This window comes from Acidimicrobiales bacterium (assembly GCA_036273495.1).
Lineage (GTDB): Bacteria > Actinomycetota > Acidimicrobiia > Acidimicrobiales > JAJPHE01 > DASSEU01.
This window is the reverse complement of the sequence record DASUHN010000011.1, coordinates 1-12,000: the sequence shown is the minus strand read 5'-3', so window position 1 is coordinate 12,000 and position 12,000 is coordinate 1. Positions and strand designations below refer to the sequence as shown.

The 12,000-nt window shown below is 73.0% G+C and carries 15 protein-coding genes; 9 read left to right on the top strand and 6 right to left on the bottom strand.

Annotated elements, in window-relative coordinates:
* The coding region (locus tag VFW24_00360; protein HEX5265202.1) for a deoxyguanosinetriphosphate triphosphohydrolase at nt 1-454 on the bottom strand (454 nt) is incomplete at its 3' end.
* 96 nt (nt 455-550) lie between these two features.
* Here VFW24_00360 and VFW24_00355 point away from each other — a divergent pair.
* The 5 genes from VFW24_00355 to VFW24_00335 all read left to right on the top strand — a co-directional run bounded on the left by VFW24_00355 (nt 551) and on the right by VFW24_00335 (nt 4,883).
* Nucleotides 551-784, top strand: a complete 234-nt coding sequence (locus VFW24_00355; GenBank protein HEX5265201.1) for a DUF3107 domain-containing protein — start codon at nt 551-553, stop codon at nt 782-784.
* Between the two features lie 29 nt (nt 785-813).
* Nucleotides 814-1,728, top strand: coding sequence for an ArsA family ATPase (locus tag VFW24_00350; protein HEX5265200.1), 915 nt, complete (start codon nt 814-816; stop codon nt 1,726-1,728).
* A complete protein-coding gene (locus tag VFW24_00345; GenBank protein ID HEX5265199.1) occupies nt 1,725-2,897 on the top strand; it encodes an ArsA-related P-loop ATPase in 1,173 nt (390 codons plus the stop codon). Before VFW24_00350 ends, VFW24_00345 begins: the two co-directional genes overlap by 4 nt.
* Nucleotides 2,898-3,142: 245 nt before the next feature.
* The gene (locus VFW24_00340; protein HEX5265198.1) at nt 3,143-3,415 is read left to right on the top strand and encodes a hypothetical protein; all 273 of its coding nucleotides are present in this window, start codon (nt 3,143-3,145) and stop codon (nt 3,413-3,415) included.
* A gap of 10 nt (nt 3,416-3,425) precedes the next feature.
* Nucleotides 3,426-4,883 (top strand): histidine kinase N-terminal domain-containing protein, encoded by a 1,458-nt coding sequence (locus VFW24_00335; GenBank protein ID HEX5265197.1) that lies wholly within the window; start codon nt 3,426-3,428, stop codon nt 4,881-4,883.
* A gap of 102 nt (nt 4,884-4,985) precedes the next feature.
* Here the strand turns inward: VFW24_00335 and VFW24_00330 are convergent, their stop codons facing one another.
* Nucleotides 4,986-5,270 (bottom strand): WhiB family transcriptional regulator, encoded by a 285-nt coding sequence (locus VFW24_00330; protein HEX5265196.1) that lies wholly within the window; start codon nt 5,268-5,270, stop codon nt 4,986-4,988.
* A 172-nt stretch (nt 5,271-5,442) separates the two neighbouring features.
* Between VFW24_00330 and VFW24_00325 the strand changes: the two genes are divergently transcribed.
* On the top strand, nt 5,443-6,159 hold the full coding sequence (locus tag VFW24_00325) for a glycerophosphodiester phosphodiesterase (GenBank protein HEX5265195.1): 717 nt from the start codon (nt 5,443-5,445) through the stop codon (nt 6,157-6,159).
* On the opposite strand, the gene VFW24_00320 is transcribed toward VFW24_00325, so the two are convergent.
* From VFW24_00320 to VFW24_00310, 3 genes are read right to left on the bottom strand one after another with little or no spacing between them, the layout of a single operon-like run.
* The gene (locus VFW24_00320; protein HEX5265194.1) at nt 6,089-7,153 is read right to left on the bottom strand and encodes a diacylglycerol kinase family protein; all 1,065 of its coding nucleotides are present in this window, start codon (nt 7,151-7,153) and stop codon (nt 6,089-6,091) included. The two genes, VFW24_00325 and VFW24_00320, sit on opposite strands and share 71 nt — an antisense overlap.
* A gap of 44 nt (nt 7,154-7,197) precedes the next feature.
* Nucleotides 7,198-7,992, bottom strand: coding sequence for a SigB/SigF/SigG family RNA polymerase sigma factor (locus VFW24_00315; GenBank protein ID HEX5265193.1), 795 nt, complete (start codon nt 7,990-7,992; stop codon nt 7,198-7,200).
* Nucleotides 7,982-8,386: an ATP-binding protein gene (locus VFW24_00310; protein HEX5265192.1), complete on the bottom strand. Its 405-nt coding sequence runs from the start codon at nt 8,384-8,386 to the stop codon at nt 7,982-7,984. The genes VFW24_00315 and VFW24_00310 overlap by 11 nt, the downstream gene beginning before the upstream one ends.
* 95 nt (nt 8,387-8,481) lie before the next feature.
* On the opposite strand from VFW24_00310, the gene VFW24_00305 reads away from it, so the two are divergent.
* The 3 genes from VFW24_00305 to VFW24_00295 are packed head-to-tail and all read left to right on the top strand — an operon-like array spanning nt 8,482 to nt 11,564.
* Entirely contained in the window at nt 8,482-9,261 is a 780-nt protein-coding gene (locus VFW24_00305; protein HEX5265191.1) for an electron transfer flavoprotein subunit beta/FixA family protein, read from the top strand.
* Nucleotides 9,262-9,280: 19 nt separating this feature from the next.
* Nucleotides 9,281-10,252 carry an electron transfer flavoprotein subunit alpha/FixB family protein gene (locus tag VFW24_00300; protein ID HEX5265190.1) on the top strand — a complete coding sequence of 324 codons (972 nt, stop codon included), beginning with the start codon at nt 9,281-9,283 and terminating at the stop codon, nt 10,250-10,252.
* A 10-nt stretch (nt 10,253-10,262) separates the two neighbouring features.
* Nucleotides 10,263-11,564, top strand: a complete 1,302-nt coding sequence (locus tag VFW24_00295) for a D-arabinono-1,4-lactone oxidase (GenBank protein HEX5265189.1) — start codon at nt 10,263-10,265, stop codon at nt 11,562-11,564.
* A gap of 46 nt (nt 11,565-11,610) precedes the next feature.
* On the opposite strand, the gene VFW24_00290 is transcribed toward VFW24_00295, so the two are convergent.
* Nucleotides 11,611-12,000: hypothetical protein (locus VFW24_00290; protein HEX5265188.1), on the bottom strand; the 390-nt coding region annotated here is incomplete at its 5' end.

Sequence of the window (12,000 nt, the reverse complement as noted above, 5' to 3'; positions counted from 1 at the left end):
GTCCCAGGGCGATCGCCTCGGTGAGGGCCACGTTGAGCCGGCAGGCGCGGGCGATGGCGCCCGCCACCTGCGTGACCTCCAGGGCGTGGGTGAGCCGGGTGCGCTGGTGGTCGTCCGGGAAGACGAAGACCTGGGTCTTGCCCGCCAGCCGGCGGAAGGCGGTGGAGTGCAGGATCCGGTCCCGGTCCCGCTCGAAGCAGGTGCGCAGAGGGTCGGGCTCCTCGGGGCGGGCCCGGTTCCCGGCGCCGAGGGACCGGGTGGCCCCGGGCGCCAGGGCGGCGGCCTCGTAGGCCTCCCGCTCCTCCCGGCCGATGGCCCCGGTGCCGACCAGGGGCACCGCCTCCCCGGCGTGGGCCCGCCGGACCTGCCTGGTCCCGTCGGGGCGGTCGAGGCGCAGGGGGTGGCCCTCCATGGTGGCGGCCCACTGGCGGGCCCGCTCGGTGACTTGTCCCATCACCGCCAGTGTTACTCGGCGGTGTGACGGCACGGGAGGGACCCCCCGGACCGCCGGTACGATGACCGCCCCGGGCTGGAAGGAGCCGCTTTGTTCGTGGTTCGTGTCGGCGTCACCCAGGCGCCGAGGGAGATCGAGATCGAGCTGGCCGACGACACCGACCGGGCCGCGCTCGGCAAGTCCATCGACCAGGCCCTGGGCAGCGCCGACGGGGTGCTCTGGCTCGAGGACCGGAAGGGACGCCGGGTCGGCATCCCCTCCGCCAAGGTGGCCTACGTCGAGATCGGGGCCCCGGGAGACGACCGCCGGGTGGGCTTCGGGGCACCCTGAGACCGCTCCTCGACCGCCGGCTGCTCTTCGTGAGCGGCAAGGGCGGGGTCGGCAAGACGACCATGGCTGCCGCCCTGGCCCTCCTGGCCGCCGAGCGAGGCCAGCGCACCCTGGTCTGCGAGGTCGACCCCAAGGGGGACCTGGCCGCCTCCTACGAGTGCGGGCCCACCCGGTTCAAGCCGTCAGAGCTCCAGCCCGGACTGTGGGCCATGTCCATGAACACCGAGGAGTCGCTCCGGGAGTACCTGAGCCTGTTCCTCCGGATCCCGGTGGCGGGCCGGATCGGGCCCCTGGCCCGGGCCTTCGACTTCGTGGCCACCGCCGCCCCCGGAGTGAAGGAGATCCTCACCGTGGGGAAGCTCTGCTACGAGGTGCGCGAGAACCACTACGACCTGGTGGTCGTCGACGCCAGCGCCACCGGCCACATCATCGGCCAGCTGGCCGCCCCCCAGGGCATCAACGAGGTGGTCCACGTCGGGCTGGTGAGCCAGCAGACCGGATGGATGCTCGACATCCTCTCCGACCCCGAGCTGACGGGGTTGTGCATCGTGGCCACCCCGGAGGAGATGCCGGTGAACGAGACCGTCGAGCTGGCGGCCCGGGTGCAGGACGAGACGACCGTCGAGCTGGCGGCGGTGATCGTGAACCGGGTGCTGCCCGAGCTGTTCACCCGCTCCGAGGAGGACCTGTTCGAGACGCTGTGCGAGCCCGAGGTGGCGGCGCGCATCGAGAAGGACGCCGGTGGTGAACCCGGGCCGATCCTGGCCGCCGCCCGGCTGGCGGTGACCATGCGCCGCACCCGGGCCGCCCATCTCGACCGACTGCGCCAGGGCATCGACGCAGCCGTGCCCCTCCTGTACGTCCCGTACCTGTTCACGCGCGCCCACGGCGTCCGGGCCCTGCGCCAGGTCGCGTCGGCGCTCTCGGCGGAGCTCGGCCTGTGACGCCGACGCGGACGGCGGGCGCCGCCCACTCGGTCGACCAGCTGCTGGCGGCCAAGGAGATCGCGGTGTCGTGCGGCTCGGGCGGTGTTGGCAAGACGACGGTGGCGGCCGCCGCCGCGGCCATGGCCGCCGTTCGCCACGGCGGCAAGGTCCTGGTGCTGACCGTCGACCCCGCCCGCCGACTGGCCAACGCCCTGGGCCTGGCGGGCATCGGCAACGATGAGCATCCCGTCCCCCCCGAGGCTTTCCGCAACTCGGGTGTGACCCCGCGGGGTGAGTTGTGGGCGGCCATGCTCGACACCAAGCAGTCATGGGACGCCTTGGTCCGTCGCCACGCTCCCGACACCGCCACCGCCGAGAAGATCCTCGGCAACCCGCTGTACCGCAACATCTCGGGCCGCTTCGTGCAGAGCCACGACTACATCGCCATGGAGCGGCTCTACGAGCTGCACACCGAGGGCCGCTACGACCTGATCGTGGTCGACACGCCGCCCACGCGCAACGCCATCGACTTCCTCGAGGCGCCGCAGCGGATGAGCGACTTCTTCTCCAGCCGGCTGCTGCGGTGGCTCATAGCCCCGTACCGGTCGCGGATAGTGAACTTCGCCTCGCGGCCGTTTTACCAGGTGGCGGACCGGGTGCTCGGCACGCAGTTCCTGCAGGACATCGCCGAGTTCTTCATCCTGTTCCAGACGATGTACGACGGGTTCATCGAGCGGGCCCAGGCCGTGTCGCGGCTGCTCCACGACCGGCGCACCACGTTCCTCGTCGTGAGCACCCTCGAGGCCTCCCCGCTCAACGAGGCGGAGTTCTTCATCGACGCCCTCAACGAGCGCAAGCTGCACCTGGGCGCGGTCGTGCTCAACCGGGTGCTCCCCGACTACCTGCTCAACGAGGCCGCCACCGGGGTGGCCGAGCGCATCGCCGCCTCGGCGCCCGAGCTGGCCGAGACCCTCGGCCCCGAGGTGGGTGAGCCGTCCTCGGTCGAGCGGGTCCTGGTGGAGATATCCGAGAGCTTCCTCAACTTCCAGGTCGTCGCGCAGCGCGAGGCGGAACAGCGCGGCGAGCTGGCCGTGAGCCCCGACGTGATCGCGACCGTGCCGTTCTTCGAGACCGACATCACCGATCTCTCCGGCCTGCTGCGCCTCGGCCAGCACTTCTGGGGCTGAGAACCCGGGCGCAGCCGTGCTGGACTACCACGTGCACCTGTGGCCCCACGGGACCACGGACCACCCGCCAACGGTCGACGAGCTGGCGCCCTACTGCGACCGGGCCGCGGCCCGGGGCGTGGGGCAGATCGCGCTGACCGAGCATCTGTTCCGCTTTGCCCGGGCGCGGGAGGCCGTCGGGGAGTTCTGGGCGGGGGACGGCGCCGACCCCCGGCCCGGGCCCGAGCGGCGAGTTCCACGCCCGCATGGCCGAGGCCGCGCGCGCGGCCGGGATGGCGGCCGAGGTGTCGTCGGCGGGATGGCGCAAGCCGGTCGGGGAGGCCTACCCCGCTCCCGATCTGCTCACCCGGCTCCACGCCGCCGGGGTCCCGGTCACCCTGGCCTCCGACACCCACGGGGTGGGCGAGGTGGCCTTCCGCAGCTCGGAGCTGGTGGCGATGGTCCGCGGCGCCGGCTACGCCGAGCTGGCGGGCTACTCCGGCCGCCGGCGCCACCCCGTTGCCCTTCCGGAACGATGAAGACCCGGTGATGAGCGAGACCCTTCCCGACGGGCTGTCCTCCGACGACGTGGCCCACCTGCGGTCGCTGATCGCGTCGTGGGGGATGCTGGCCGACCTGTGCTTCGCCGATCTCCTGCTGTTCACGCCGGTGGAGGCAGGAGACCTGAGCCGCTTCGTGGTGGTGGGCCAGATGCGCCCCAGCACCAATCCGACGCTCTACCGGGAGGACATGGTCGGGCGGGTCTACACCGAGGCGGAGCGCCCCTCCCTGACCAGTGCGTTCAGCTCGGGCACGATCATGGAGGGGGAGTACCAGCCTCCGGGCGGGGAGCGGGCCCGCGTGCAGTGCATCCCAGTGCGCCGGTTGGGGAGGGTGCTGGCGGTGATCACCCGCGAGTCGGCCCCCACGGTCGGGCGGCGCACGGGAGAGCTGGAGCGGGTGTACGTGGAGACGTTCGATCGCCTCGCCCGGATGATCGTGAGCGGGGCGTATCCCTTCGGTGGCGGCGAGGAGTGGGCTGGGGAGTCCCCCCGCGTCGGTGACGGCGTGCTGCTGGTCGACACCGGCGGGCGCATCGTCTACGGGTCGCCGAACGCGGTGAGCGCCCTGCACCGCATGGGCGTGACGAGCAACGTCGAGGGCGCCAAGCTCGAAGAGCTCGGCCTCGAGGCGCACTCGGTCGGCCGGGCTCTGAACGCGGCGGTGCCCGTGACCGAGGAGGTGGAGCGCCGCCCGGACACGAGCGTGCTGGTGCGCACCATCCCGCTGCTGGAGGAGACCCGCCCGACCGGCGCCATCGTCCTCCTCCGTGACGTCACCGACCTGCGCCGGCGGGACCGGCTCCTGGTGTCGAAGGACGCCACCATCCGCGAGGTCCACCACCGGGTGAAGAACAACCTGCAGACGATCTCCTCGCTCCTGCGGCTGCAGGGCCGCCGGCTGGGATCGGAGGAGGCCCGCACCGCCCTGCAGGAGGCCGAGCGGCGGATCCGCTCGATTGCCATGGTGCACGAGGTGTTGTCGCGCGACCCCGGTGATCAGGTCGCGCTCGCCGAGATCGTGCGCTCGCTCACCCACATGGCCGAGGACGCCGCCGTCTCCTTCGAGGGGCCGGTGCGGATCGAGCTGGACGGGCAGCCGGGTGAGGTGCCCGCCGAGGTGGCCACGCCGTTGGCGGTGGTCCTGGCCGAGCTGCTGCAGAACGCCGTCGAGCACGCCTTTGCCGGGTCGGGGCCGTGGGAGCTGAGCCGGCGCCGGGTCGGCATCGAGTTCCACAACGACGGCCAGGAGCTGGCAGTCATGGTGTGGGACAACGGTTGCGGCCTGCCCGACGGATTCGACGTGGACCGCACGACCAGCCTGGGGCTGTCGCTGGTCCGCGACCTCGTGACCGGTCAGCTGGCGGGGACGATCACCATGGCGGTCGACGAGGGGACCCGGGTGACGATCACCCTTCCGCTCCCGGAGCCCGAAGGCCTCGCCTAGTCATGGCGGCGGGCACCCGGGTCCTTAGGACCTCGCCCGCCTCGTGCCGCGGGGCCCGACCCCGCGGCGGTCGCACCGACGATTTCGAGCAGTGGCTCCGGTCTAGGAAGCCTTGCGCTGGGCGGCCAGCCAGGAGCGGCGCAGCTTGCGGCGCTCCTCCTCCGACGTCCCGCCCCAGACCCCCGACTCCTGGTTGGTGGCGAGGGCGAACTCGAGGCACGGCTCCAGCGCCGGGCACTCCCGGCAGACGGCCTTGGCATCCTCGATCTGCTCGAGGGCCGGTCCCGTGGTCCCGATCGGGAAGAAGAGGTCCGGATCGGTGTCCCGGCACAACGCCACGGTCCGCCAATCTCCGGTGTCCCAGTCGATCGATCGGCTCCACGTCAGGGCCACTGCGGCCTCCTCGGCACTGCGGTCAGATGTCTGGTGTCTGAATGGGCTTCGTGAATTGTTTCACATGCGTCCCGGCAGAGCGACCCGGTCCGGATTTGCACGATCTGTCGATCATAAGATGAGGGTGTTGGGAAAGCAAGGCTTTGACGCCTCGAACTTGCCTCCGGTGTTGGTCCTGGGCCACCGCGGGACGGGTGCCGGAGAGGGCGAGAACACCCTCGGCGGCTTCACCGAGGCCCTGCGTGGCGGCGCCGACGGGGTGGAGCTCGACGTCCGGCGCACGGCCGACGGCGCCCTCGCCGTGCACCACGACGCGGTGGTTGCCGGGCTCGGTCCGCTGGCCGGCCTCCGGGTCCGCGACCTGCCCCCCCACGTCCCGCTCCTCGAGGCCGCCCTCGACGCCTGCGCCTCGGGAGTGGTGAACGTGGAGGTCAAGAACGGGCCCCACGAGCCGGGCTTCGATCCCGACGAGCTGACGGCCCGGGAAGTGGCGGCCCTCCTGGCCGCCCGGCCCGACCGACTGGCGGCCGGGGCCCTGATCGTGTCCTCGTTCACCCCCGCCACCCTCGACGCGGTGGTGGCCACCGCGCCCGAGGTGCCGGTGGGCTTGCTGACCGTGCCCGCCTTCGATCAGCAGCAGGCCCTGGGCCTCGCCGTCGAGCGCGGCTACGCCGCCCTTCACCCCCACCACGAGGCGGTGACCGAGGCGCTGGCCCGGGCGGTCCACGCCGCCGGCCTGCTCCTCAACACCTGGACCGTCAACGAGCCCGAGCGGGCCGTGTGGCTGGCCGCCTGCGGGGTCGACGCCGTGATCACCGACCGCGTCGCAGACGTGACCGCAGCCGTCGACGCCGGGGCTCCGGCCCGGGGGGAGCGTCGGTAGCGGGCTCGGTCAGGGTCCCCGGTCCAGCCGGGGTGGCGCCCGGCGCCGCCGGCACCATCAGCTCCAGCACCCCGGGGGTGTGGGCCAGGGCCAGGTGGTCGGCCAGCCCGAGGTAGTCCCCGTCGACCTGGTACGGGACGGGCCCCGCCTCGGCGTGGGACCACACCTCGGCGGCGGGCAGGCCCGTCCGGGCCCAGATGCGGGGGTGGCGGGCCACCCGCCGGCCCGAGCCGAGGGCGCGGCCGGCCACCCCGAGGAGGGACCGGGCCCCGAGGGCGGTGAACGCCACGACCGACAGGCCCGAGTCGAGGTCGGCCCCGGGGGCCAGGTGGAGGGGACGCCGACCCAGATAGGTGTACGGGTCGCTGTTCAGGAACACGGCGAAGTACCCGTTGTCGAGGCTGTCCCCGTCGGCCTCGACCCGGAAGCGGGGCCGGCGCCGGTCGTAGCCGCGCACGAGGGTCTGGACCGCCGCCATCACGAACACCGGGTGGCCGGCGTAGCGCTTGAGCACGCCGCGCCGCTCGACCCGGTCGATCACGGCGGCGTCGAACCCCACGCCCAGGTGGAACAGGAAGCGCCGGCCGTTGACCACGCCCATGCCCACCCGCCGGCGCAGCGCCTCGAACCCGTCGCGCCGCTCGTCCCACGCCTGGAGGGTGTCGAGGAGCTGGCCGGTTGCGTCGACGGGGTCGGCCGGGACCCCGATGGTCCGGGCGAACACGTTGGTCGAGCCGCCCGGCATCACCGCCAGCGCCGTCGACGTCCCCGCCAGGCCGTTGGCGGCCTCGTTGAGGGTGCCGTCGCCCCCGAGCACCACCACCGCGTCGCGTCCGTCGGCGGCCGCCTCGGCGGCCAGCTCGGTGGCGTGGCCGCGGGCCGCGGTCAGCACCACCTCCAGGTCGTGCCGGGCGGCCAGGGCCTCGGCAATGACCACCCGGACCCGAGGCGTGACCCCTGACGCCGAGACGTTGACGATCAGCTGCAGGCGCACGGATCAACCCGGTCCCGGACGAGTCGGCCCGGCGGTGCGGACCCTCAGCCCTCGGCGGCCACCGCGCGCAGCTGGGCCAGGGAGCGGGCCAGCAGCCGGGACACGTGCATCTGGCTGATCCCCAGCTGGGCGGCGATCTCCGACTGGGTGAGGCCCTGGAAGAAGCGGAGGAACAGGATGCGCTGCTCCCGCGGGGGCAGCTTGTCGAGCAGGGGAGACAGGGCGGCGCGGTCCTCGGCGGCGGACATGGTGGGGTCGTCCTCACCCAGCTGGCTGGCCAGCGTGGATGAGCCCTCGTCGTCGGGGCCGGGGGCGGGGGCGTCCAGAGAGGCGAACCGGTAGGCCTGGCCCGCCTCCAGCGCCTCGAGCACCTCCTCTTCGGAGGCCTGCACCTCGACGGCCAACTCGGCGATGGTCGGGGAGCGGCCCAGCTGCTGGGACAGCGTGGCCACCACCTGGCCCAGCCGGAGGTACAGCTCCTGGAGCCGGCGGGGGGCCCGCACCGCCCAGCCCTTGTCCCGGAAGTGGCGCTTGAGCTCCCCGACGATGGTGTGGGTGGCGTACGTCGAGAACTCGACCGCCCGCTCGGGGTCGAAGCGGTCGACGGCTTTCACCAGACCGATGGAAGCCACCTGGATGAGGTCGTCGAGCTGCTCGCCCCGGTTGGCGAAGCGGCGGGCCAGGTACTCGGCCAACCCGAGATGGGCGTTGACCAGCTGCTCCCGGAGAGCCGGGTCCCGGGAGGTGGCGAACTCGGCGAACTGCTGGCGCAGCTCGTCGCGCTGCTCCTTCTCCGGGGGACGGTCCCGCTGGGGGCGGGCCTGGGGCTCAGTCGGCATGCCGCCCGTTCCCGTCGGGGCCGCGTCCCTCTCGGGCCCGCTTCCGGAACCACACCGTGGGCTGGCCGTCGTCCTCGCGCACGTCGTGCTCGTCGGCCAGTGCAGACAGGATCTGGTGGGCGAGGTCGGACAGGGCGACCGGCGGCCCGCCGGGATCGAAGTGGCCGCGGCCCTCGACGCACAGGCCCTCGTCCTCCATCAGATAGCGCAGGGTCACGATGCCGGCGCGTCCCGACGGCCCGATGACGGCGTGGCAGAGCTCGTCGACCGCCAGCCGGAGGTCCTCGATCTCGTCGTAGCTGAACCCCAGTCGGCTGGCCAACCCGGTGGCTGTGACCCGCGCCAGTCGCACGAACTCGGGGCCCGCCGGGACGACCAGGCGCACTTCATCCACCGTCGCCAAGGCCGCGACGCTACCCGACTTCGGCGCCCCCACCCCCCGGGGCGCCCCATTCGACGGGTCCCGGCCCCATCCGTGAGAATGCCGACATGAACGTCGTCGTATGCGTGAAGCAGATACCGGACCCGGCCGCCCCCGGGCAGCTGGACCCCGGCAGCAAGACCCTCAAGCGCGAGGGAAAGCTGATCCTCGACGACTCGGACGCCTACGGCGTGGAGATGGCCCTGCGGCTGGCCGAGAAGGCCGGCGGCGGTGAGGTGACCCTCGTGTCGATGGCCCCCAACGGGGAGACCAGCGGGCTGCGCACGGCGCTGGCCATGGGCGCGGCCAAGGCCATCCTGGTGAGTGACGACGCCCTCGCGGGGAGTGACGCCCTAGGGACCGCCAAGGTGCTGGCCGCCGCCATCAAGCGCACCGAGTTCGACCTGGTCGTGGCGGCCACCGAGTCCACCGACGGCTATACCGGCACCACGCCCGCGCAGATGGCCGAGCTGCTCGACCTGCCGTCGGTGACCTTCGCCAAGTCGGTCGACGTGGGCGACGGGAAGGTCAAGGTCAACCGGCAGACCGAGGCGGGCTACGACGAGGTGGAGTGCCCGCTCCCCGCCCTCGTGACCGTGACCGCCGGCGTGGTCGAGCCGCGCTACCCGTCGTTCAAGGGGATCATGGCGGCGCGCAGCAAGCCCGTCGAGCAGCTGACCGCTGCCGACCTCGGCCTGTCGGCCGACGAGGTGGGTGGGAAGGGTGCCCGCCAGGAGGTCGTCGACGTGGCCCCGGCCGAGGAGCGCAAGGCGGGAGAGAAGATCACCGACGAGGGCGACGCCCACGAGCGCGTCGTCGCCTTCCTGGCCGAGCTGAAGCTCATCTAGAGGAGAGGTCCCGAGAGGAATGGCAATCGACAAGATCTGGGTCCTGGTCGACGTCGTCGACGGCAAGGCGGCGTCGGGCGGTCTCGAGCTGCTGACCGCGGCGCGCGGATTCGGCTCGGCGGTGGACGCCGTGGTCTGGGGCCCGGGCGCCTCCTCCGCTGCCGCCGCCCTCGGCTCCCACGGCGCGGGGCGCCTGCTGGCGGTGTCCGAGCTCGGTGACGGCCTGGCCGGAGCGCCCGTGGCCAGCGCCCTGGCGGAGCGGATCAACGGCGGCGAGGCGCCCGACGCCATCCTCGGCAGCTCGAGCTACGACTGCCGCGACATCATCGGCCGGCTGTCGGCCAAGCTCGACCGGCCGGTGATCTCCAACATCGTCGGGATCGCCAAGGAGGGGGACGCCCTCGTCACCGAGCACGCCATCTTCGGCGGGACCCAGATAGCCCGGGCCCGCTTCACCGCCGCCGGGCCGGGCCTGTTCATCGTGCGGCCCAAGACCTTCGCGGCCGAGGAGTCCGGCGGGGGCGCGCCCGAGGTGGTCGAGCTGGCCGTCGGGGACATCGGCGCCACGGGCGCCGCCAAGGTGCTGGACCGCCACGTCGAGGAGCGCGAGGGGCCGACGCTCGACGAGGCGGCCGTGGTCGTCTCCGGCGGCCGGGGCCTGGGCGGGGCCGAGGGCTACGCCCTGATCGAGGAGCTGGCCAAGCTCCTCAACGGGGCGGCCGGCGCGTCGCGCGCCATCGTCGACGCCGGCTGGGTGCCGTACTCCCACCAGGTGGGCCAGACCGGCAAGACGGTGAAGCCGACGGTGTACATCGCCTGTGGCATCTCGGGCGCGACCCAGCACATGGTGGGGATGAAGGGCTCCAAGAACATCGTCGCCATCAACAAGGACGCCGAGGCCCCGATCTTCTCGATCGCCGACCTGGGCGTGGTCGGTGACGTGCACAAGGTGCTCCCCAAGCTGATCGACGCCGTCAAGGCCAAGAAGTAGGCCTTCGGGCATGGCCGCCGCCCGCTGGGTGAACTGGGGCGGCAACCAGCGGTGCGCGCCCGTCCGGGTGGCGCGCCCCACCTCGCTGTCCGACCTGGTCGAGGTCGTGAAGACGGCGGCCTCGGACGGGGCGACCGTCAAGCCGGTGGGCTCGGGGCACTCGTTCACCGACATCGCCTGCACCAACGGGGTGCAGGTCCGCCTCGACCGCTACGACCAGGTCGTCTCGGTCGACCGCGACCGGGCGCGGGTCACGGTGCAGTCGGGCATCACCATCCGCAGGCTGGGGGAGGAGCTGGCCGCCCTCGGCCTCGGCATGCCGAACCTGGGGGACGTCGGCTACCAGACGATCTCGGGGGCGGTCTCGACCGGGACCCATGGGACGGGTGCCCGGCTATGCGGGCTGGCGGCGCAGGTCGTGGGGATGGAGCTGGTCACCGGGGACGGCTCGGTGCTCACCTGCTCGGCCGACGAGGAGCCCGAGCTGTTCGCCGCCGCCCGCATCGGGCTCGGCGCCCTGGGGCTGATATCGACCGTCACCCTGCAGTGCGTTCCCACCTTCAACCTCCACGCCGTCGAGAGCCCGATGCGGGTCGACGACGTGCTGTCGTCGCTCGACGAGCACGTCGACGGCAACGACCACTTCGAGTTCTACTGGGTGCCCCACACCGGCTGGGCCCTGACCAAGGCCAACAACCGCACGGGCCGGCCGCCCGGCGGGCGCAGCCGGACGCGCGAGTTCTACGAGCAGATCGTCCTCGAGAACCTGGCGTTCGGGGCGGTGTGCCGGCTGGGCCGGCTCCGGCCGGAGTGGACGCCGCGCCTGGCCACCGCCGTGCCGGGCAGCGGCACGCGCGAGTACGTGGCGCGCAGCGACCAGGTGTTCACCACGCCGCGGTTCGTGCGGTTCTGCGAGATGGAGTACTCGATCCCGCGTGCGGAGTGCGCCAACGCCCTCAACCAGCTGCGCGCCTTCGTCGCCGACGCCGGGCTGATGGTGAGCTTCCCGGTCGAGGTGCGCTTCTCCGCTCCCGACGACATCCCCCTGTCGACCAGCCAGGGCCGGGAGAGCTGCTACATCGCCGTGCACATGTACCGGGGCCTGTCCTACGACCAGTACTTCCGCGGGGTGGAGGCGATCATGGCGCCTCTCGAGGGGCGGCCCCACTGGGGCAAGCTGCACTTCCGCGACGCCGCCTCGCTGCAGCCGGTGTATCCCCGGTGGGAGGAGTTCCAGGCGGCGCGGGAGCGGACCGACCCCGACGGCCGCTTTGCCAACGCCTACACCAGCAGGGTCCTGGGGAGTCCCTGACGCCGGAGTGAGCGGGCGCCGGCGGGACTGGGGTCCGTCGCCGCGACTAGGCGGGGTCGCGCGCCGAGATGGCCCACGACCGGTCGAGGTCGGGGTTGGCGATCACCAGGCCGAGCCGCCACCCGGTGGGGCGGCCCTGGGGCTGGAAGCCCCAGAAGCCGAGGCGGGCCACGGCCGCGCCCATCCGGTCGGGGTCGGCCGGCCACTCGTCGAGCAGTCCGGCCGCGGCTGCGACCGCCCACCAGGCGCCGAAGCGGCCGGGCGCCATGCCCCGCCGCCGGCCGTGGGCCCCCCCGCTGGCCCCGCACCAGGCCATGAGGGCCAGGGCGTCCGCGGGCGGTAGCGGGCCGATCTCCCCCGCCCCGACAGCCGCCGCCGCCACCTCGGCCCCACCCTCCAGCGCCACGGCGGTGGCCCGGCCGCCGGACTCGGCCGT

What these genes read in the sequence shown, in the direction of transcription:
- VFW24_00340 (HEX5265198.1), top strand. Translation starts at nt 3,143, where the DNA reads ATGGCCGAGGCCGCGCGCGCGGCCGGGATGGCGGCCGAGGTGTCGTCG.
- VFW24_00335 (HEX5265197.1), top strand. Translation starts at nt 3,426, where the DNA reads ATGAGCGAGACCCTTCCCGACGGGCTGTCCTCCGACGACGTGGCCCAC.
- VFW24_00315 (HEX5265193.1), bottom strand. Translation starts at nt 7,992, where the DNA reads ATGCCGACTGAGCCCCAGGCCCGCCCCCAGCGGGACCGTCCCCCGGAG.
- VFW24_00305 (HEX5265191.1), top strand. Translation starts at nt 8,482, where the DNA reads ATGAACGTCGTCGTATGCGTGAAGCAGATACCGGACCCGGCCGCCCCC.
- VFW24_00300 (HEX5265190.1), top strand. Translation starts at nt 9,281, where the DNA reads ATGGCAATCGACAAGATCTGGGTCCTGGTCGACGTCGTCGACGGCAAG.
- VFW24_00295 (HEX5265189.1), top strand. Translation starts at nt 10,263, where the DNA reads ATGGCCGCCGCCCGCTGGGTGAACTGGGGCGGCAACCAGCGGTGCGCG.